This window comes from Paenibacillus sp. VMFN-D1, from assembly GCF_003386155.1.
Lineage (GTDB): Bacteria > Bacillota > Bacilli > Paenibacillales > Paenibacillaceae > Paenibacillus_AQ > Paenibacillus_AQ favisporus.
Genome location: NZ_QRDU01000006.1, coordinates 179,022 through 199,192, shown reverse-complemented (window position 1 = coordinate 199,192; position 20,171 = coordinate 179,022). Strand labels below are relative to the sequence as shown.

Sequence of the window (20,171 nt, the reverse complement as noted above, 5' to 3'; positions counted from 1 at the left end):
TAGTTATATATAAACCAAGCAACTAACGTTACAAACAAAAGCGGGATTTCCCCTCCCCTTTAAGCGTCAATCGGCGGTGAGAACAGCCCTCTGAAAAGGGGAATCATGGGTCTACATTTTCCAAATAAAGGCGCGATTATGCGGGGTTATTGGACATGAGCGGATCATGGTAAATAAAAAAGGGAACACCGCATCTATCGCGGTGCTCCCCTGCTTCAAATTAAACGTCCCCATCGGTGACGGCTCCTTTGGATGCCGAGGATACGAGCCGCGCATACTTCCGCAGCACGGCGGCGGAATGCTTCAGCTGCGGCGGGAACCACTGCTTTGCTCTCTCCTCCAGCTCCTCGGAGCTGACCTGCATATTGATTTCCTGGGTTTCGCTGTCGATGGTAATGATGTCCCCTTCCCGAAGGAGGGCAATCGGACCGCCGACCTGAGCTTCCGGAGCCACGTGTCCCACCACAAAACCGTGCGAGCCGCCGGAGAACCGGCCGTCGGTCAGAAGCGCCACGTCACCGCCCAGTCCTTTGCCCACAATCATGGCTGTGACGGACAGCATTTCCGGCATGCCGGGACCGCCTTTCGGTCCGCAGTAGCGGATGACGACGACATCTCCCTTCCGGATCCGGTCGCCCACGATCGCTTCCGTGGCTTCTTCTTCACTGTCAAATACGCGGGCAGGCCCGGTAAAGGACAGCCTGCTCAAGCCGGACATTTTGGCTACGGCCCCATCCGGCGCCAAATTACCTTTCAACAGAACAAGCGGCCCTGTAGGCTTCAGCGGCTGATCCAGCGGTCTGACGACATTCTGCCCGCTCCGCAGCGGCGGCACCGCTGCCAAATTTTCCGCAATCGTATGCCCGGTTACGGTGATGCAATCGCCGTGAAGCAGGCCCGCTTCAAGCAGCAGCTTCATGACCGCAGGGACACCCCCGGCATCGCTCAGATCCTGCATCATATACCGGCCGCTCGGCTTCAAATCGGCAAGATGCGGCACCTTCTTGCGAATCCGCTCGAAGTCGTCGATGGTCAGATCGACCTGAACGGAATGGGCGATGGCCAGCAGATGCAGAAAGGCGTTGGTCGATCCCCCCAGAGCCATGACGACGGTAATGGCGTTCTCGAATGCCTTTTTCGTCATAATGTCTCTTGGATAAATTCCTTTTTCAAGAAGCCGGATTACCGTTTCTCCCGCCCTCGCACATTCATCGGCTTTTCCGCTTGCGATGGCCGCCGTCGATGAGGAACCAGGCAGGCTCATACCCATCGCTTCCGCGGCCGCAGCCATGGTGTTGGCCGTATACATTCCCCCGCAGGCTCCGGCACCCGGACAAACGTGGCACTCGATTTGATGGAGCTCCTCGGGAGTCATTTTGCCGTCATGATACTGCCCGACAGCTTCGAAGGCCGTCACGATATTTACGTCCCGGCCGTTCAGCGATCCAGGCTGAATTGTGCCTCCGTAAACGTATACAGCCGGAAGATTCATGCGTCCGATCGCCATCAGGCAGGCCGGCGTATTCTTGTCGCACCCGCCGATCGCTACCAGGCCGTCAAAACGCTCGGCGTTCACGACGGTTTCGATCGAATCGGCAATAATTTCCCGGCTGGGCAGCGAAAACAGCATGCCTTCATGCCCCATCGATATCCCGTCGGAAACGGTGACCGTATTGAATATGAGCGGAGCCCCGCCGCCGGCCTGAGCGCCTTTCTTGGCTTCCCTGGCCAATTCATCAATATGCATATTGCAGGGTGTCACTTCGCTCCAGGTACTGGCCACGCCGATCATCGGCTTCTTGAAATCCTCATCCTTAAATCCGACCGCACGGAGCATGGCCCGGTTCGGGACCCGGTTTACGCCCTCACTGATGACTTTGCTGCGAATCCGCAGATCAGGTCGATCTTGACTCGTCATTTCGAATCGTCTCCTTCCGAGTGGTTTTGAATGAATGCATAGAGCTCATTCATCGGTCTCAGCAAATTCTGCTTCATCACCGAGGCGGCCAGCGCCGCATCCTTCTTCTCGAACGCCTCAATGATGCGGGCATGCTCTTCTGCCGAGGCAGCGGTTGCCGACACCGGCTGAGCCAGAAAAACATACTTGAACCTCCGAATATGGATTTGCAGCGAGGCGCTGAAGGATGCAACGTAGGCATTATCAGAGGCGTCCACGATCAGGTTATGAAACTGCTCGTCAAGCTCCATCGCCTGGTACGGCTGCCCCTGCTTGATCGCGGCGGCAAAATCGGCGTTAAGCCCCTTCAGCTGTTCGATCTGCTCCGCCGAAATATGAGTCGCAGCCGTTTCAGCCGCCAGGGAATGTAAAGCAGCCAGGGTAGCGTACATTTTCAGAATGTCATCCTTCTCGACCGTCTGAACGCGCGTATCCCTTCCCGGATGCATTTCTACCAGCCCTTGAACTTCCAGCAGCTGCAGCGCCTCGCGTACGGGGGTGCGGGAAACCCCCAGCGCCTCCGCCAATTCGGCATCCACCAGTTTTTCTCCCGGTTGAAGGGTGCCGTCGATAATCCATCTCTGAATTTGGCTGAAGGCCCGCTCCTTAGCGGTCATACGCACAGGCGAGGAATAACTTTTAGGGATCGGCATGATCGCTCACTCCTTTATCTTATGTATGCAATATATCGCATACATATATTAAATTCAAGAATAAAAATAAAATGCCCTCCAATTTCCCGTCGCCTGTTATGCGGATCGCAACCAGTCATGCTATATTGGAAATAATCAGACGGATTATCGCTCCCTGCGGCCCCAGGTTATCCTATACAGTAGAGAAGACTTGAAGACGGCGGCGAACAGACCTTTACTTACGGAGGTGCGAACGTATGGATCAACCGGTGAAAATATACAATACGGCGGTGGAAGTAACCCTGGAGGTGATCGGTGGCAAGTGGAAGCCGGTCATCCTGTTTCATCTGACCTTCGGCAAAAAGCGGAACAACGAGCTCCTGCATCTCATTCCTTCCATCACCCAGAAAATGCTGACCCAGCATTTGCGCGAACTGGAAGACGAGGGCATCATTCAGCGCATTATCTACAATGAAGTTCCTCCCAAGGTTGAGTATGAACTGACCGAGTACGGCTGGAGCATGAAGGAGCTGCTGCACATGATGTGCCGATGGGGTGAAATGCATGTCGATAAAAAGTACCAGGGAACGGCGGCCATCAGAGAAAACTCCCGCTTGAAGTCTGCGCCGTAAACAAGCAGGTTGACCGGCTGCATGGGCAGGCGGCCATCGGCAGATCGGTCGTTTGAAAGGACCGGCGGCGCCAAGAGATCCTGCGGTATAACTCGGACGGATCAGAAGCATATATAAGCAAAGAGGCTGCATCCCTGCAAAATCAGGGGCAGCCTCTCTTTTTTATACGTTGGGGATATCATAGGCATGACGGCCAAACCTACACGTTACGGAATGACCTTACGCCGGCGCAAATCATCGAAAATGTTCATAAACATCTCTTCGGTATCCACGTACTCATGGAAGCCAAAGCGGCGGGCTTTGGTCCCGTCGGCGAAAAAATCGTAATCCCAGGAGAAGACGAAATCGCCGAAGCCCCAGGAAGAGACCTCTTGATAAGAATGCGGGGCCAGCCCGTGCTTCTTGACCATGTCATTCCACAACGGCTCCTTGTCGGCCATAACGACGTCCAGGGACATCTGAAGGGGCGGCGCCGTCTCCATTCCGAAGTAAGCGGCGATCTTCGGCCACATCTCGTTCCAGCGGAACAGATCCCCGTTGTTGATATTGAACGCCTGATTCGCGCATCGCGGATCGGTTGCGGCCCACACGGTAGCTTTGGCAAGAAGCCCGGCATCAGTAACCTCCATCAGCGTATGATAGGCCCCCGGTTTCCCCGGAAAACGGAGCGGAATGCCCAGTTCCTTGGAGATGGACGCGTATACGGCGATAACCATGGCCAGATTCATCGGATTGCCCAATGCAAAACCCGCTACCACCGAAGGACGAATGGCCGACCACGTCCAAGCCTTCCCCTGCTGCCGTTTCTCCAAAAACTGCTGCTGATCCACATTAAACTCGGGCGGCATATGACCGGCATCCGATTCCCTGGCCGGGGTTTTGAACGGGCCGAGATGCGCACCGTACACTTTGTACCCCTGCATCAGGCTGACATGCCGCAGCCCCGGCGATCCCGCTTCGACCGCCTCGACGCTGTTGACCAGCATGGCCAAATTCGGCGCCACCAGCTCGGCCCAGGTCGGACGGTCCTGATAAGCGGCGTAGAAAAGATGCGTCACTTCGGGAAGCGCGCCCAGGCGGCGCCGGGCATCTTCCGGGTCCAGCAGATCCGCCGCGATATAACGGACCCGCTCCCGGTCCTCTCCTCCCCTCCGGGATACCCCGATCACTTCCCAATCCGGCAGCGTCAGCAAATAGTCGATGAGATTGCGTCCAATCACCCCATTGGCCCCGACGACCAATGCCACTTTCCGTTCTTCCTTTACCGATTTATGATCATTCATGGAATGTCAGCTCCTTCGTATATTGTGCTTGGTGATGGCTCTATTGTGCACCCGGATGGCTCCTTCGGGAAGTACGCACTTCAAAGTCATTTAAGCACTTTTTTGTAACGTTGGAGCAGACAACGGCTTTCCGGGCATCTGTTTTTTTCAATAGAGGAAATGGTTCGTCCGTCTTCACTTTATCCCGTTAGAGGGCTATACTTATTCTCGACCTATTAGACAACAAGCAAGACGGATGAGGAGGCATATATAACTTGAAGATTCGGCTGCTTTATTCAAATGAATTACAACAGGCCGCAGACCTGTCAGACCTTGTATTTGGCAAACCCGGCCAGCCTTCTATGGGCAAATCGTTTCCGGCCCTGTTTTATCCGGGCGTCAGCCATTCATACGGCGCGTTCACCGATGAGGGCGAGCTGGTGGCGTTCATGGGACTGGCGCCGGACGTGGTGCGGATCGGGGAAGCCAGGCTGAACGTGTTCAGCATCGGTTCGGTATGCACACACCCTGACTTCCGCGGGCAAAATCTGGCCAGCACGCTTCTGGCGGAATGCATGGACCATGCACGCCGCTCCGGAGCTTCCCTCGTATTCGTATCCGGCGGCCGTTCCCTGTACCGCCGGGCAGGCTGCTACGATTTTGGCAGAGTCCATTATGCCATGCTGGATAGCGGCAGCGCGGCAGCCCTTTTGCAAGCGGATACAGATGAATGGAGCATTAGCCCTATGCGGCCGGAGGATACGTTCGGCATCTCCGCGATCCTCTCGGGCGCATCCCCGGCCTATGAGCAGGGCCCCGCACAGCTGCTCACGCTGCTGGGCAGCAGCGCCATCGCGGACATCACCATGATGCGCCAAGAGACGCTCACCGCTCGCAAAGACGGCGCGATAGCAGCCTTTCTGGCCGCCGCCGTGCCAACGGCTCCTGAATCCTCGCCGTCCGGCGAACCGGCCAAGGCCGTCGAGTGGGGAGGCCATCCGGAGGCCGTCGCCCGGCTGCTGGCCGAAATGCTCCAGCGCCACCAGATTCAGCGCTTGGAGGTTCCGGTGCCTTGGCAGGAGCAAGCCCTGCTGAAACTGCTGCAGCAGGCCGGCGCCGCGGTCCAATCCGGCCCGAACAGCGGCACCGTATGGATCGCGGACGCCCACAGCCTGCTCACGCAGTGTTCCCCGCTGTTCAAGGTGGACTGGAAATCCTTTATCCGCATCGATGAAGCCGGCGGCAGATCATACACGGTCACAAACAAGGGACAGGAACTCGTGCTGGATGACAGCGGTTTGCTGTCGCTGCTGTTTGATCCCGAGTCTCCCCACCTGGCGGGGGCTCCGGAGGATTTCTGTACGATACCTCTGCCTTATTTATCCGGACTGCATTATATTTAACAGCAGCGACTACAGCGCTGGTGCATACGCGTCCACCCCAAAGAAAAAGAGCCGTCCCGGTATACCCGGACGGCTCTTTTGTATGCAAATATTCTACTTTACGATAAAGTCCGCCATCGATTTCACTTCGATCTGACCAGGTCTGGCCGGGATGAACGGCTCTTCCCCTTCCGAACGGGCGTAAAACTGTACGCGCTGCTCCCTGCCCGGGATCAAATCGAAGAAATTGTCGCTGAAGCTGCCCTCCGCCTCGCTGGAAATCCATACTTGTTTGGCCAGCGTATCCGTTGTAAGAATCAGCGTATGACCCTCGCTGCCCTCTTCTTCCCGTACCGTGATATTCGCTTTGGCAAACGCAAACTCCTTAGCCGGCACAAAATAATGCTCCTTGCTGTCCACCACCTGTCCGGACACTTCAAGCTGGACGACCAGAAACGTTTCCTGAGGACGGCTTCCGCCCAGCAGCTGCTCCACGGAGCAGGTATGCACCTTTTCCGATGTGTTCGCGCTTATACTGAAGCTCTCCGCCGTTTCCTGCAGGACGTTCCCTTTCAGGTCCATGACCTGCAGCCGAAGATTTCCGGACAGCGGCTGAAGCACATCGGAAAGGACGTAAATGTCCAATTCATCGCCGCGCGTACCGTCAATGGAAACGGCGATGTCTTGGAAGCTGCGTTTGGCGTAATACTGGAGCGCCTTCCAGCGGCCGAAATAATCCATTCCCGCCCAGGAAGCCACCGGCCAGCAATCGTTCATCTGCCAATACAGCGTCCCCATGCAGTAAGGCTTCTTGCGGCGATGCGCCTCAATCGCCATCTTCATCGCCTCCGCCTGCAGCACCTGGCTCATATACAGGAAGGACGGAAAATCCTTCGGCTCGTTCATGTACATATCCATATACTGCTTGATCAGGCGGTTGCCCTGCCCGTTCTTCTGGTGGGCCAGCATCACTTCCGATTCCAGGGCCAAATCATGCTCTTCGGCATAACGGCGAACCGATTTGTATTCCGGGAACGACTGAAAACCGTATTCGCTCATGAAACGCCCGATGTACACGTTATAATTTTCAAACGGCTCCACATTGTGCCATACGCCCCAGTAATGGATATCCCCGCCTGTGGAGCTGTTCGTCGCATGCTGATGAATGTCCCCGGTCAGCTCGATCATCGGCGAAGACGGCCAGTAATCGGCCTGCGGCGCATAACGGGAAATCGCTTCCGGCAAAATCCGGTGGAAGATCGCCTCGTAATCCTGCCACAGTCGCTCGCGGAGCTCCGGAGAATACTGCTGCTTCCAGCCCCAGCCGGTATTTTCGGAATAGTGGGACCAAGCCGTATCAATTTCGTTATTTCCGCACCATAAAACAATCGAAGGATGATTTCTCAGACGTCTGACGTTTTCCTCCGCTTCCAGCCGCACATTTTCCAAAAAGGCTTCGTCGCCGGGGTACATGCTGCAGGCAAACATGAAATCCTGCCATACCATCAGGCCGTATTCGTCACACAGCTCATAGAAAGCGTCCTGCTCGTAAATTCCCCCGCCCCAGACGCGCAGCATATTCATGTTGGAGGCTGCTGCACTGGCAATCTCATGACGGTAGCGTTCGTAAGTTACTTCGGTAATAAAGCTGTCGTTCGGGATATGGTTGGCACCCTTGGCGAACACCGGTACTCCGTTCAGTTCGATATAAAAGGTGGAGCCCGCCTCGTCTTTATCGCGGACCAGTCTGACCGAGCGCAGGCCCGTTTTAACGCTTTTCTCGGCTGCCACGCTGCCGTCAACGATCAGCTCCGCGCGGAACTCATACACATTCGCCTCACCGAGTCCACGGCACCACCACAGCTTCGGATTGTCGATCACCAGCGGGAGTTCCACCGTCTGGGTGCCTTGTGACAGCTGGACCTTCTGGTCCCAGGTCTGACCGTCCGCGCTCAGGCGAACCAGCGCTTCCCCTTCCAGATCTGATTCCAGCTCGATCACGGCCGTTATCTTTGCGGACGCTGACGTAACCTCCGTCTGATCGATGTACACATCCTGAATCCGGATGTGATCCCATCCTTCGATATAGACATCCCGCCAAATGCCGCTGGTCACGAAACGAGGACCCCAGTCCCATCCGTAATGATACGGCGCCTTGCGGGCGAATACGCTGATTTTCCGGTCTCCAAGTCCTCCGACATCCGACTGGTCATTCGTTGCCGGCAAATCGTAGCCGAGGCGCTCCAGCTTGGGAAGATCCTCCTGGACCGGCGAGCGGAAACGAACATGGACCGTATTGTCCTTCGGCTGCAGCACATCCTTGACATCGGCCTTCCATGTGCGGAACATATTATCCGCCTGAAGAACAGGCTTGCCGTTCACGGCAACGTCCGCATAGGTGTCAAGCCCTTTAAAGACGAGCTCCAGATGCGGAAGGGACAGCAGCTCCTCCGGCAAATCGAACCGGCTTTCGTACTCCCAATCCTGCTTGTCGATCCACTGCACTTCCTTCTCATTCGTTCCGTAGAACGGATCCGGGATTTTTCCGTTGGCCAGCAGATCCGTATGTACGCAGCCCGGTACCTTCGCCTCCATCCATTCCTGGTCCTTGCAAGCCTTAAAGCTCCAGCCGCTGATGTTCCATTGCGTTTTGTCCATGATATCCTCCTGCCATTGCTCGTATTGTCCAAAGAAAGTTAGCATAATTTATTATAACAAAACTAACAATCTAGTAAATGATCATTTTCCCGCCAGCCGGATGTTTTCAACATTTTCGGATCACCGGGAAGGGACGGCACGAGGGCCAACCGGGACCTTATTTTTTTGCTCCTGTAGATAACATCTCGGCCGCCCCATCATACACTGCAATAAGACCTCTGGCTTCAGCTGCGGCGACAAGCTGTATAAATCTATTTCAGATGATCAAACATACATCGGTTTCTTTCCCCAGTCTATTTTCTCTTGGCCTCGGAACGACCCGAACGGCAGTAACATAACTTACTGTGAGTTCGTTAAAGCACCCTGTCATCGTTTTTTAAAGAAGGATTCTCACGCAAAGGAGTGTCTTAACGTGAAACCAGTGAAATCGGCAAAACCAAGGAAGCGGGTTAAATCAAGATCAAAACCGGCGAAGCCCGTTCGAATCAGCGGTTTGGTCCCCTCCGCAACCCCGGGAATGGGAGCAGGCGGGAGTATCGGTGCGATGAGCACCGGAAAGCAGCTTGCCTTTATTTCCGCTTTTCTGTTTCTTATTGCAGCAACGATCAGCTTATATCTGGCCTGGAGAGACCTCCACGGAGGGAACGCTCCTGAAGAGCTATTTTAAACGTAAAAAAATGACGCCGATGCAGGCGCCATTTTTTTGTTCCAGTGTATGCGGATCACGGGATTATTCCGTTCCCTGTTCGCCGGATGCGGCAGCCGGGAAACGGACGGTCATCACCGTACCGGCGCCTTTCTTGCTCTCAATCTCGATCTTTCCCTGCATCACCTCAATGATTCGGAACGTGACCATCAGGCCGAGCCCGGTTCCTTTCGATTTGTTGGAGTAATATGGCTCGCCGAGCCTCGCCACCTCTGATGGCTCCATCCCCTCTCCATTGTCGGCGACGCGAATGACGACCTGGCCATCCTCCCGGTAAGCCCGGATTTGAATGTGGCCTTCCTCCCGCAGCGCTTCAATGCTGTTCTTAATCATATTGATAAAAGCCTGCTTGAACTTCGACGAATTGCCGTAAACGAACAAGTCTTGGGGAATATCCGTCGTCATCCGGCCGCCTTGAAGGTTGGCCAGGGGGATCAAGATGCCCTCGATATGCCGGAATTCATACCCCACATTGAGCAGAGATACCTTCTCCGCCTCCGGCTTGGCAAACGTAAGAAAATCCGTAATAATCCCCGATGCCCGGTCCAATTCCTCAAGCGCCAGCCGGAGATACTCTTTCTCCCGGTCCCTCGACTTCTCCTGCAGCAGCTGCAGAAAGCCGCGGGTGACCTGAAGCGGGTTTCTCACCTCGTGCGCGACCGAGGCGGCCAACTCGCTGATGATTTCCATTTTCTCCGACCGCTGCAGCTCGCTGTTAAACATTTCAAGCTCCCGGGAATACACGACAATCTGCTGATGATTATGGGCGAACTTCCGGCCAAGGATCATAATGAGACTGATCACGAAGCCAAGGACTCCCCATTTCCACCAGAACAGCACGTAGTCCCCCTGGCGTACATAGAACCAGACAAGTTCACCCAGCGCCGGGATGGCGAACAAGGCAAATCCCGAAGCAAACACAGCCGCGTCCCTGTTTCCTCTGGCGGCGTAGGATATCGCGCTGGCCGCCAAAATCATCAGCAGAACGATCATAATGCAGCCGAGCACCTTGACGGAAAAGAAATAATAAATATCGGAGAAACGGCTGCCGCTAAGCAGGTTGATGACCATAAACCCGAGGCAAAAGAGCGAGTAGCCTACCTGGAATTTACGGCACATCCGGATGATCAACATGTAGCCGGGGCCAATGGTTCTTTCAAAATAATAGGTTATCGCCGGTAAGAGCGACAGCAGGCCAAGGTCAAAAACGACCTGAAACCATTCTCCATAGCTTCCGAACAGACTGTACACAAAAGGAGAATAAGTCAGGATCATGAGCCCGATCGACAAAATGACTACCGTCAGCGACAGCCAGCTGTTCCGCTCACTCCGGTTCAGGAGTACAGCCGAAATCAGCATAATCAGCGCAATGAATATAAACGAGCTTCCCAAAACGATATCACCCAGATTAGCCTTGATCAGCTTGGTCAGCAGCGTCTGGTAATCGCCGGCCCACACGGGACCGTCCATGCCGATCCGGCCGCTTCCCCCCTGAATTTTCATGAGCAGCGTTTGACCGGCGTCTTCACGGCTGAGCGGAAGCAAGATATGATGAACATCGTACCGGTAATCCCGATCGATTTCGTATCGTTTCTCTTGACCGACGTAGATGTCGATTTTGATTCCGTAAACCGGTTTGAGCAAAATGGCAGGCGTATTCCAGATGAGCGCCGGCAGCTTCGTTTCGAACCAGCCCGCCTTCTCTTCCCCGGTGCCTAGCTGCAGCGGCTGCTTCATCCGGTACGGCTCCCACCCGGAAGCCGGCCCGATGCCGTCCGTGCTGCGGCTGCCTGTACCTCCGCCCTCCCATGTGAACCGCCAGTCCGTCAGCGGCTTTAGAGCCGGTTCGGAACTGCCGTAACAGGAGGCGGCAAGCACAAGCTGGATGACTATACATATCGCCGCCGCGATGATGCCGTATTTTCTCGAAGCTTTCATATGTGCACCTCTACCGAATGTTAGTGTACCGGAACCAGCAGTCTGCAGCCTCGCATCCGGTTCTTTCAATTTCGGATTTCATAAATTGGAAATATATGCTAAACTAATCAAAACCTCAACTAAACTTCATATAACAACATACACACAACCTCATACTCATAACCAGTCAACGGCTCAAGGATGTCTTCAGCATCGGATACCGCCGCTTGGAACAACAATTCTATCTAAAAAAGGTGATTATATGGAATGGTTAGAGCCTTATGAAGCCGATTTGTCGTATGTATTCCGCGAAACCGAGTGCATCATTGCCGCGTTCCCCTCTCCGTTGAACACGAAAGGCCTTTCCTATTTAAGCCATTTTAACCCGCTCGAAGAAAACAGCGCCAAAAACTATATCTGCTATTTGCTGCCCTTCTGGCTGATGGAAACGGCAGGACTTTCGGCCGAAGACGCCCGGAAGCTGTCGATCGGCAACGTTTGCGCCATGCTCTATTTTTTCATTCAGGACGATTGCATGGATTCCTCCACGCCCCAGGACAAGGAGCAGCTGCCGCTGGGAAATTTGCTGTACCTGCAGTTTCTCGACATCTACCGCGGTTACTTCCCCCCAGCGTCCCGGTTCTGGTCCTATTTCCGGCAGTACCTGCATGAATGGGCGGAAGCCGTTACCAATGAGCACACGGCCGACTATTTCCGCGTGAACCCCCTGTTCATCGCACGCAAGGCTGCGCCACTGAAGCTGTCGAGCACCGGAGCGCTGCTCTTGTCGGACAGGGAGGAACAAATTCCGGCCGTGACCGACTTGCTCGAACACGTACTGGCTACGCTGCAAATGGCGGACGATTGGGTGGACTGGCGGGAGGATCTTGAGGAAGGCAGCTATAACAGCCTGCTCTCGCTGATCCGGTCGCAGTTTGCCCCCGACGAACCGCTCACTGCCGATCGTGTCGAGCATTATATTGCCGTTCACGGCATCCTGCGTTCATATGTCGCCGTAGCGGAAGCCAACCATGAGCACATCAAGCAGACCCCATTGCGCATTCCCCAGCTGCTTTCTTTTCACGAGCATATTCTGCTGTCGATTCAGGACGACGCAAACCGGATCGAAGATGAGAGAAACGCCTTGCAAAAAGGCGGATTAAGTTTATGGCTGTTAAATCATATCAAATAATGATAGATTTATAATTTATTCCATGGTATACTTATAAAGGTAATATTAACCATTTTGTTGAAAGGGTGATTCTAATGACAGCAGAAGCTATCCTTCACAACCAAGTTATTCAAAAAGCCTGGGAAGACCCAAGTTTCAAGGAAAGACTCCTGGCCGACCCTAAGGCCGCAATCAAAGAAGTGCTCGGTATTATTTTACCTGAACACATCAAAGTAAAGACAGTGGAGGAATCATCCAACGAGTTTTATCTCGTGCTTCCCCCAAGTCCAACAGAAACGGTCAGAGCGGCCGCGGCGCCGAAATACTCCTGGTAATTGAGACTACACACCTCATCTTGAATATACATAAATGATGAAAGGGTTGGGAACAAGCGAAGTTTGCCACCTTACCGTCAAGCGGCTTATACAGCCGCTGATGGAAAGGAGACGACCGCTTCGGTTCCCACCCCTTTTTCGCTTTTGAATTCAAGACTTCCCCCCATGGCTTCCACGATGCGGAACGTAACCATAAGACCAAGCCCGGTCCCTTTCGTCTTGTTGGAGAAATACGGCTCACCCAGCCGGGCAAGCTCCTCCTTGCTCATCCCTTCTCCATTGTCCTGAATATGGATGACAACCCGCTCGTCCATTTCGTAAGCCCATACGTTAATCTGACCGTCTCCGCTAAGCGCCTCGATGCTGTTCTTCACCATATTGATAAAAGCCTGCTTAAATTTCGAAGAGTTCCCTTTCACCTGCAGATGGTCCGGAACACGCATGTCGATCTGGGCGCCCTGGAGGTTCGCAAGCGGTACGATGACGCCCTCTACATGCCCCAGCTCCTCCTTGACGTTCAGGACGGAAATCCGTTCAAACTGCGGCTTGGCAAAGGTCAGGAAGTCGGTGATGATGCCTGCGGCCCGGTCCAGCTCCTCCAAGGCCATCGTCATATAGATTTTATCCTGGTTTCTGTACTTCTTGGTCAGCACCTGCAGGAAGCCGCGCGTCACCTGAAGCGGGTTCCGGACCTCATGGGCGACGGATGCCGCCAATTCGCTGATGATGGCCATTTTCTCGGAGCGCTGCAGCTCGTTGTTGAACATTTCCAGCTCCTTTGAATATTTTACAATCTGTTCGTGATTGATGGTATAGTTCCGGCCGAGGATCAGCATCAGGGAAATGATAAATACAGCTGCCCCCCACTTCCACAGAAACAGGTCATAATTGCCGTCCTTCAAATAGAACCAGACCATTTCGCCAATGACCGTCAAGCCGAACACCGCAAAACCGACGGTGAGAATCTCGGCGCTCCGGTTCCCTTTCACGGCATGGATGATCGAATTGCTGACGAGCAGCACGGCTTGTACGATCATAACGATTCCCAGAACACGGACCGACAGAAAGTAATGGATACCAAATAATTTATCGTTCAGCACGATGTTCGCCAGCATGAAGAGCAGGCAGAATGCCGAATATCCGATTTGAAAATACAGCAGCTTCTTGATCACCGACCGGTACCCGCTGCCGAAGATCCGTTCGATAAAATAGGTTAGTGACGGAAGCAGCACGAACAGCGCGACATCCCATAGGCGGGTGTAGAGCTTGCCGTAATCCTTGTAAAAGGTATAAAGAAACGGGGAATACGTGATGACCAGCACTCCGGCGGAGGCGATCACCAGACTCAGTGAAATCCAGGAGGCGTTCTGCTCCTTTTTCAAAAAAACCGAGCAAATGAGCATGACGAGCGCAATAAAGACAAACGCGCAGCCCAGTATGATATCGATCAGGTCTCTCTTGACGTAGTTGTCCAGCAATTCCGGATAGTTGCCCAGTTCAATGCCGTGGCGCAGTCCGATGCGGTCCTTGGCGGATTGAACGCCTATGTACAGTATTTTATCGGAATCATTTCTCTGAAGGGGAGTTAACACTTTGTTGTTATCGTAAATATAGTCGCGGTTTGATTCGTAGATGGGGGTCGTGCCGATAAAAATCGCAATGTTCTGTCCGTATATCTTAGGGATAAGCATGGAGGGGATGTCCCAGTTCAAGGCAGGGAGCTTCGTTCTGATCCATAATGTCGATGATGTTCCGGGCCTCTTCGGCAAAGCCATGCCGGATTGATTCGGGCTCCAGTCTTCGCTTGCCGTTACGGATCCGGGAACTGCCGCAAGATCCGGGCTGTCCGCCCATTTGACCTCCCACTCGGTAATCCAGCGCTCTCCACCCGTCTGAATCGCCCCAGCAAATACCGGTACCGTCACAAACAGCAGCGTCAGGCAAGCGATCAGAGCGAGCTTCGTGATTACGGATTTGGGGAAACCCTTCATAAAACACCTCAAAAGTTAATATTTGTAAATTTTCAACTGTTATGTAGATTCGCTATCATCATCGTCCACTCCTTCCTGTTCTTTCGGTCGTCGTCAAAAAATATATCATTTGCATAAATATACATATAACATCGAGTATACTGGCGACATTATTATATTTATGCATTTGAAAACATAACAATCCCCGGATTGACTTCAACCTGAGCGCAACTGCCTTCGGAGTTACACAAGCCGGGATTTATTTAATCATACCACTTTTTCCTAAGTATGGTAACGATGTTTCACCTTCAACGGGTACGTTTATTAAAGTAGCAAACGACAGAGACTTCCCGATCTGCGCTGAAAGGAGGATTACCCATGAGTGAATTCCGCCGGAACAACGTTGAGGTTGAGCATAAGGAAGTTCAGCAGAAGTCCGATTCCAGTCTTGTAGCAGCCACTTTTATCAAATATGCCGCGTACATTATTATTTTTTTCGGTTTCCTCTACTTCTTGATCCGATACGTATTTCCTAAGTTTTAATCCGGGAGCGGATATACGGGCTCATTTCGGGTAACGGTAAGGAAAGAAAATACGTCAAAGGAGATGGATGACATGGCTGATGAGTACAATAAGGATATCAAAAGCGATGCCGATTTGACCTATGAACGCTACGACCAGCAGCGCGAGCTTCCGCCCGAGTTTGAGCTGCCCCGGGATGACTTCAAGGATACGGGAACATACACCAAGCAAAGCATCAGCCGTGAGCCGGAAGCGGAGGACGTGGAATTCTATGTTCGGTCCGACATGAGTTCCGAGCTTGGGGGCCGGGACTCGGTTCCAGCCTCTGGCGGGACGTCCGGCGCGTATGCAGGTGAATCCTCGGCCGTAAACGAACTGACGGAGGACGAAGAGCTGCCGGACGTTCCGGATGCGGACGACATTTCGGCGAACAGTCCGGTCGATCCTTCCGCGATCGCCATGGTGGAGGATATGCACGGAACGGACCTGATCAATGGATATGACGGCGACGATTCCGAAGAACTGTAGCCGGTACTTTCATTTAAGATTGTAAAAAAGAGGACTCCGCCGTTCCCGGCCGGAGTCCTTCTTTAGGTGTTGGCCGGTACGTTCCGGCGTTTATGCTAATCCCAGCGCCTTGACCAGCACATATCCGACGCCGGCAAGCAGGCAGGAGCCGAGCAGCGCTGCGGCGAACGGCCGGCCCCCTTTGCGCCCGAACACGGCAAAGTCGACGTTCAGGCCAAGTCCGGCCATGGCCATGGCCATCAGCATATAAGCTGCCGTGACGATCTGCGAGGCAGCCGATTCCGGCAGGATGCCCAGCGTATGAATGCCGCTCATCACCAGGAAGCCAAGCACAAACCAGGGGATGGGAATACGGGTTCTTTCCCCCGGTGCGGTGCGCCCTCCCTTGCGGCTGCTCCAGAGGCCGACGAGAACGGCGACGGGAACGAGCAGCGCCACCCGTGTCAGCTTGACGATGACGGCCATATCTTCGGCCTCCTTGCCCCCTGGCGCTGCTGCCGCGATGGCATGGGCGACTTCATGGAGCGTGCCGCCCGCAAACACGCCGTAACCGGCCGGCGACAGGCCGAGCAGCGGATACAGGCCGACGTACAGCAGCGTAAACAAGGTGCCGAGCAGGGCAACTACCGCGGCGCTGACCGCCGTCTCCTGCTCGTTCGCCCGAACCTGCGGCGCGATGGCGGCCACAGCCGCCGCCCCGCAAATGGCCGAGCCGCAGGCGGCCAGCAGCGACATGACCGGATCGACCTTCATCAGCCGGGCGATGCCGTATACCGCGAGCAGCGTCACGCTGATATTGACCGCGGCCAGCAGCAGAACCTTCGGCCCGGCATGAACGATGTCCGCCAGGTTCAGCCGCATGCCGAGCAAAATAATGCCCAGCCTGAGCAGCTTTTTATTGGAAAAGGCGATGCCGGGCATCGCGTACTCCGGCACGCCGGCGAATGCGCGGTAAACCATGCCAAGCAGGATGGCCAGCACCAGCTGCCCCATGATGCCGAGAAAAGGCAGCAGCGCCAGCTCCTTGGCCAGCAGTGATAATACAAACGTGAGGCAGAGCCCCAGCATATAAGCGTTCAAATTGCGCTTTTTGCGCGGCAGGGCCGATCCCTGAGATGCAATCATGATTCATTCCTCCCGTCCGTAGCCTGATCATTCATGCGGCTATCAATACGCTCACTATAGAATGTCCGGCTCCGGAAGGGAAATACCGATTTGCTATCCCGATCATCAGGATAACTTATGATTGATTGCAGCCCTCCCCCACGTTACACTGAGTGTAATCTTCAGCGCCGCCTTAGCCTCGCTTGCCGCTGAAGAAATGATGAACAGGAGTCCACGCCATGATCACAGACACACTAAAGGTCTTCGTCACCGTCGCCGAAGAGCGCAATTTCTCCCGCGCCGCCAAGCTGCTCCATCTGTCCCAGCCGGGGGTTAGTTTGCACATCCGGAACTTGGAAGATGAGCTGGGCGCGAAGCTGATGCTCCGGTCCCCGAAGCAGGTCAGACTGACCGAGGCCGGCGAAATCTTGTTCCGGAAGGCCAAGCAGATGCTGGCGCTGTACGAGGAGGCCCAGCAGGAGATCCATCTGCTGCGGGATGTCGTGACCGGCTCCTTGAGCATCGGTGCAAGCTTTACGATCGGCGAATACATCCTTCCGGCCGTTCTCGCCGAATATGCGCACCAGTACCCCGACGTCGATGTGCAGGTTCACATCAGCAACACCGACAACATCGTGCACGATATCCGCGAAGGGCGGTTTCACATCGGTCTGGTTGAAGGCAGCACGACCGCCAGGGACGTGCAGCTGACCACGTTCATGGAGGACGAAATGGTGCTCGTGATGTCGCCCGACCATCCCCTCGCCGCCTACAAATCGATTGATCCCGGCATGCTGCAGGACCAGGTGTGGGTCTTGCGCGAAAGCGGTTCGGGCACGCGGGCCTACAGCGACCGGCTGATTGAGGAGGGAGGACTTGCGGTCAAGCGGAGCTTCGTCTTCAGCAGCAGCCAGGGTGTCAAGGAAGCAGCCGCCGCGGGCCTCGGCATCGCTGTCCTCTCTCGCTGGGTCGTCCGCAAGGAGCTTGGCAGCGGCGAGCTGTGCGAGGTCAAGCTGAAAGGAATGAAGCTCGGCCGGAACCTGCTGATGGTTCAAGGCAAAGATCAGCCGGCCGGCATGGCGCTGCTCAAATTCGTGCATATTTTGGAGCAGTACGCCAAGCGGCATTACGCCGATTTATGATTCGCCTTCTCGGCCAGAGGCAGCATGGAGCCGGCGGGCTGGCGGTAAGCGGCGAAATACGCAAGGGCCACAAAGACCGCTCCGCCGATCAGGTTGCCCAGGAACACCGCCGCGAAGTTCGGGAAGTATTGACTCCAGCTCATCTGTCCGGCAAAGATCGCAGCCGGAATGACGAACATGTTCGCGACCACGTGCTGAAAGCCGATGGCGACAAACGCCATGACCGGAAACCAGATCCCGACGATTTTTCCGGTAACATCCTTCGCGCCGTAACCGAGCCAGACCGCCAGGCAGACGAGCCAATTGCAGCCGATGGCCGATACAAAAGCCTGCAGGAACGAATCATGCACCTTTGCTTCGGCCACAGCAACCGTTTTGGCCAGAAAAGCCCCTTCCGTCAGCCCGGCAACATGCCCGAAGAAATAGGCGACGAACACCGCCCCGATAAAGTTGGCGACCGTGACGAGAATCCAGTTTTTGAGGACGGCGCCAAAGCCGATTTTACGGGAAAACCACGCCATTGGAAGCGTCATCATGTTACCCGTTAATAGTTCCCCTCCGGCCAAGACGGTCAGGATCAGCCCTACTGGGAAGACAGCTGCACCCAGAAATCCGGCGACCGAGCCCCATTCCTTCGGAGCCGTTCCGATGACACGGATATCCAGCAGAAAACCAAGCGCAATAAACGCGCCCGCCAGGAAGCCGAGAATGAGGACCGCGGGCAGCGGCAGTTTGGCTTTCTTCTCCCCTGTTTCAATGGCAATATCACGAATTTGCTGCGGTGAATAAAAAGACGACATCGTACCATTCCTTCCATTTTCCTTCGTAACTTTGTTCGATAAAAGCCTGTGTTTCACAAAAAAATCCATTTTCACTTGTTCTTTCCAACAACAAAAAAACCGCCACAAATCAAACCCCGGCCCTGCAGCCGAAAGTTGATTGACAGCGGTTAATTCCCCTACCCGATTCCTATAGGGAGATCAAACACACATGACACGTAACGAATAGGGCAGGTGCATTCCCTACATCCACCCCATTTGTCTATGACATTTCATACATATGATAAACACCGGTTCATAAATTTGTCAACAATTTTAAAAAACGATGACCAACGACCATTCTAAGAAGCCAGACCGGAACAAGCCGTCATCCGCCGATCCGGGACATTTCCACCTTGGCTTCCCGGCCCGTATCGGTGCCGGCTTTACCGCGGTCCAGCGAATACCGGTCATGGCGTCCTTCCCAAATGGCTATGATATGCTCCGCGATCTCGTCGTCGGTTGCTCCTGAACGCAACCACTCCCTTAGGTCATGCCCCTTCGTCGCGAACAGGCAGGTGTAGAACATGCCGTCCGCCGATAATCGTCCCCGCGTACAGGTGGAGCAGAAGGCGTCGCTGACAGATGAAATGACGCCAATTTCGCCTTGGCCGTCAAGAAACCGGAAGCGGGAAGCCACCTCTCCCTCATAATTAGGATCGGCAGGCGCCAGCGGAAATTCGGCGTGAATCCGCTCCAGCATCTCGCGCTTGCTGACGACCTGATCCCAGTTCCATCCGTTCGTATTGCCGACGTCCATATATTCGATCATGCGCAAAATATGGCCCCGCTCGCGGAAATAGCGGACCATAGGCAGCAGGGCATGCTCGTTGACGCCCTTCTGCACCACCATGTTAACCTTCACGGCCAGACCTGCTTCGGCGGCGGCGTCAATGCCCTCCAGCACCTGCGCCACCTTGGCCTTTCCGCCGTTCATCGCCAAAAAAGTGTCGTCATCGAGCGCATCCAGGCTGACGGCGACGCGCATCAAGCCCGCCTCACGCAGCGCCCGGGCTTGCCGGGCGAGCAGGCTGCCGTTCGTCGTCAAGGCAACGTCCTCCACGCCAGGGATCCGGGACACCTCCCGGATCATATCCGGAAGCTCCTTGCGCAGCAGCGGTTCGCCGCCGGTGATGCGGATTTTGCGGGCCCCGAGACGGGTGAAAATCCGCGTAATCCGCACCGTTTCCTCAACGCTGAGAATATGTTCTCTGGACAAAAAAGCATAATCCTTGCCGAAGATTTCCTCGGGCATGCAATACCGGCAGCGGAAATTGCAGCGGTCCGTCACGGAAAGCCTCAAATCTCTGAGTATACGGTTGTATTGATCATGGGTTTCCATGATGATCCCTCCTTCATTTGAAGCTGCAAATTCCCTTGATGTGTGGGCTGGTGCCCGAAACAATTCGTGCTGCTGCAGCAGGTACGCCTGGGG

At 54.6% G+C, this 20,171-nt stretch carries 16 protein-coding genes; 7 read left to right on the top strand and 9 right to left on the bottom strand.

Features of this window, described 5'->3' with window-relative positions; translation table 11 throughout:
• Nucleotides 1–220: 220 nt before the first annotated feature.
• On the bottom strand, nucleotides 221–1,918 hold the full coding sequence (gene ilvD / locus C7820_RS29545) for a dihydroxy-acid dehydratase (protein ID WP_116234096.1): 1,698 nt from the start codon (nucleotides 1,916–1,918) through the stop codon (nucleotides 221–223).
• Entirely contained in the window at nucleotides 1,915–2,610 is a 696-nt protein-coding gene (locus C7820_RS29540; protein ID WP_116234095.1) for a GntR family transcriptional regulator, read from the bottom strand. Before C7820_RS29540 ends, ilvD begins: the two co-directional genes overlap by 4 nt.
• 236 nt (nucleotides 2,611–2,846) lie before the next feature.
• Between C7820_RS29540 and C7820_RS29535 the strand changes: the two genes are divergently transcribed.
• Nucleotides 2,847–3,221: a winged helix-turn-helix transcriptional regulator gene (locus tag C7820_RS29535; RefSeq protein WP_116234094.1), complete on the top strand. Its 375-nt coding sequence runs from the start codon at nucleotides 2,847–2,849 to the stop codon at nucleotides 3,219–3,221.
• Nucleotides 3,222–3,427: 206 nt separating this feature from the next.
• Here the strand turns inward: C7820_RS29535 and C7820_RS29530 are convergent, their stop codons facing one another.
• Nucleotides 3,428–4,504: an SDR family oxidoreductase gene (locus C7820_RS29530; protein WP_116234093.1), complete on the bottom strand. Its 1,077-nt coding sequence runs from the start codon at nucleotides 4,502–4,504 to the stop codon at nucleotides 3,428–3,430.
• A gap of 254 nt (nucleotides 4,505–4,758) precedes the next feature.
• On the opposite strand from C7820_RS29530, the gene C7820_RS29525 reads away from it, so the two are divergent.
• Nucleotides 4,759–5,886, top strand: a complete 1,128-nt coding sequence (locus C7820_RS29525; protein ID WP_181909235.1) for a GNAT family N-acetyltransferase — start codon at nucleotides 4,759–4,761, stop codon at nucleotides 5,884–5,886.
• A gap of 93 nt (nucleotides 5,887–5,979) precedes the next feature.
• Here C7820_RS29525 and C7820_RS29520 read toward each other — a convergent pair whose 3' ends face one another.
• Together C7820_RS29520 and C7820_RS29515 are read right to left on the bottom strand one after the other, a co-directional pair.
• The gene (locus C7820_RS29520; RefSeq protein WP_116234091.1) at nucleotides 5,980–8,523 is read right to left on the bottom strand and encodes a beta-mannosidase; all 2,544 of its coding nucleotides are present in this window, start codon (nucleotides 8,521–8,523) and stop codon (nucleotides 5,980–5,982) included.
• 730 nt (nucleotides 8,524–9,253) lie between these two features.
• Nucleotides 9,254–11,167 (bottom strand): sensor histidine kinase, encoded by a 1,914-nt coding sequence (locus C7820_RS29515; RefSeq protein WP_116234090.1) that lies wholly within the window; start codon nucleotides 11,165–11,167, stop codon nucleotides 9,254–9,256.
• A gap of 241 nt (nucleotides 11,168–11,408) precedes the next feature.
• Here C7820_RS29515 and C7820_RS29510 point away from each other — a divergent pair, with 241 nt between their 5' ends.
• Together C7820_RS29510 and C7820_RS29505 are read left to right on the top strand one after the other, a co-directional pair.
• Nucleotides 11,409–12,338, top strand: a complete 930-nt coding sequence (locus tag C7820_RS29510) for a hypothetical protein (RefSeq protein WP_116234089.1) — start codon at nucleotides 11,409–11,411, stop codon at nucleotides 12,336–12,338.
• A gap of 74 nt (nucleotides 12,339–12,412) precedes the next feature.
• Nucleotides 12,413–12,652, top strand: coding sequence for an NHLP leader peptide family RiPP precursor (locus C7820_RS29505; RefSeq protein WP_076173667.1), 240 nt, complete (start codon nucleotides 12,413–12,415; stop codon nucleotides 12,650–12,652).
• 86 nt (nucleotides 12,653–12,738) lie between these two features.
• Here the strand turns inward: C7820_RS29505 and C7820_RS29500 are convergent, their stop codons facing one another.
• Nucleotides 12,739–14,643, bottom strand: coding sequence for a sensor histidine kinase (locus tag C7820_RS29500; protein WP_116234088.1), 1,905 nt, complete (start codon nucleotides 14,641–14,643; stop codon nucleotides 12,739–12,741).
• Nucleotides 14,644–15,000: 357 nt separating this feature from the next.
• Here C7820_RS29500 and C7820_RS33610 point away from each other — a divergent pair, with 357 nt between their 5' ends.
• Together C7820_RS33610 and C7820_RS29495 are read left to right on the top strand one after the other, a co-directional pair.
• A complete protein-coding gene (locus C7820_RS33610) occupies nucleotides 15,001–15,165 on the top strand; it encodes a hypothetical protein (RefSeq protein WP_167372908.1) in 165 nt (54 codons plus the stop codon).
• Between the two features lie 72 nt (nucleotides 15,166–15,237).
• The gene (locus C7820_RS29495) at nucleotides 15,238–15,672 is read left to right on the top strand and encodes a hypothetical protein (protein WP_116234087.1); all 435 of its coding nucleotides are present in this window, start codon (nucleotides 15,238–15,240) and stop codon (nucleotides 15,670–15,672) included.
• Nucleotides 15,673–15,762: 90 nt separating this feature from the next.
• Here C7820_RS29495 and C7820_RS29490 read toward each other — a convergent pair whose 3' ends face one another.
• A complete protein-coding gene (locus tag C7820_RS29490; RefSeq protein ID WP_116234086.1) occupies nucleotides 15,763–16,797 on the bottom strand; it encodes a YeiH family protein in 1,035 nt (344 codons plus the stop codon).
• A gap of 218 nt (nucleotides 16,798–17,015) precedes the next feature.
• On the opposite strand from C7820_RS29490, the gene C7820_RS29485 reads away from it, so the two are divergent.
• On the top strand, nucleotides 17,016–17,918 hold the full coding sequence (locus tag C7820_RS29485; protein WP_116234085.1) for a LysR family transcriptional regulator: 903 nt from the start codon (nucleotides 17,016–17,018) through the stop codon (nucleotides 17,916–17,918).
• Here C7820_RS29485 and C7820_RS29480 read toward each other — a convergent pair.
• Both C7820_RS29480 and moaA read right to left on the bottom strand, forming a co-directional pair.
• Nucleotides 17,903–18,718 (bottom strand): formate/nitrite transporter family protein, encoded by an 816-nt coding sequence (locus tag C7820_RS29480; RefSeq protein ID WP_116234255.1) that lies wholly within the window; start codon nucleotides 18,716–18,718, stop codon nucleotides 17,903–17,905. The two genes, C7820_RS29485 and C7820_RS29480, sit on opposite strands and share 16 nt — an antisense overlap.
• 346 nt (nucleotides 18,719–19,064) lie before the next feature.
• Nucleotides 19,065–20,078, bottom strand: a complete 1,014-nt coding sequence (moaA, locus tag C7820_RS29475) for a GTP 3',8-cyclase MoaA (protein WP_116234084.1) — start codon at nucleotides 20,076–20,078, stop codon at nucleotides 19,065–19,067.
• Nucleotides 20,079–20,171: the final 93 nt, after the last annotated feature.

What these genes read in the sequence shown, in the direction of transcription:
- ilvD (WP_116234096.1), bottom strand. Translation starts at nt 1,918, where the DNA reads ATGACGAGTCAAGATCGACCTGATCTGCGGATTCGCAGCAAAGTCATC.
- C7820_RS29540 (WP_116234095.1), bottom strand. Translation starts at nt 2,610, where the DNA reads ATGCCGATCCCTAAAAGTTATTCCTCGCCTGTGCGTATGACCGCTAAG.
- C7820_RS29535 (WP_116234094.1), top strand. Translation starts at nt 2,847, where the DNA reads ATGGATCAACCGGTGAAAATATACAATACGGCGGTGGAAGTAACCCTG.
- C7820_RS29530 (WP_116234093.1), bottom strand. Translation starts at nt 4,504, where the DNA reads ATGAATGATCATAAATCGGTAAAGGAAGAACGGAAAGTGGCATTGGTC.
- C7820_RS29520 (WP_116234091.1), bottom strand. Translation starts at nt 8,523, where the DNA reads ATGGACAAAACGCAATGGAACATCAGCGGCTGGAGCTTTAAGGCTTGC.
- C7820_RS29515 (WP_116234090.1), bottom strand. Translation starts at nt 11,167, where the DNA reads ATGAAAGCTTCGAGAAAATACGGCATCATCGCGGCGGCGATATGTATA.
- C7820_RS29510 (WP_116234089.1), top strand. Translation starts at nt 11,409, where the DNA reads ATGGAATGGTTAGAGCCTTATGAAGCCGATTTGTCGTATGTATTCCGC.
- C7820_RS29505 (WP_076173667.1), top strand. Translation starts at nt 12,413, where the DNA reads ATGACAGCAGAAGCTATCCTTCACAACCAAGTTATTCAAAAAGCCTGG.
- C7820_RS29500 (WP_116234088.1), bottom strand. Translation starts at nt 14,643, where the DNA reads ATGAAGGGTTTCCCCAAATCCGTAATCACGAAGCTCGCTCTGATCGCT.
- C7820_RS33610 (WP_167372908.1), top strand. Translation starts at nt 15,001, where the DNA reads ATGAGTGAATTCCGCCGGAACAACGTTGAGGTTGAGCATAAGGAAGTT.
- C7820_RS29495 (WP_116234087.1), top strand. Translation starts at nt 15,238, where the DNA reads ATGGCTGATGAGTACAATAAGGATATCAAAAGCGATGCCGATTTGACC.
- C7820_RS29490 (WP_116234086.1), bottom strand. Translation starts at nt 16,797, where the DNA reads ATGATTGCATCTCAGGGATCGGCCCTGCCGCGCAAAAAGCGCAATTTG.
- C7820_RS29485 (WP_116234085.1), top strand. Translation starts at nt 17,016, where the DNA reads ATGATCACAGACACACTAAAGGTCTTCGTCACCGTCGCCGAAGAGCGC.
- C7820_RS29480 (WP_116234255.1), bottom strand. Translation starts at nt 18,718, where the DNA reads ATGTCGTCTTTTTATTCACCGCAGCAAATTCGTGATATTGCCATTGAA.
- moaA (WP_116234084.1), bottom strand. Translation starts at nt 20,078, where the DNA reads ATGGAAACCCATGATCAATACAACCGTATACTCAGAGATTTGAGGCTT.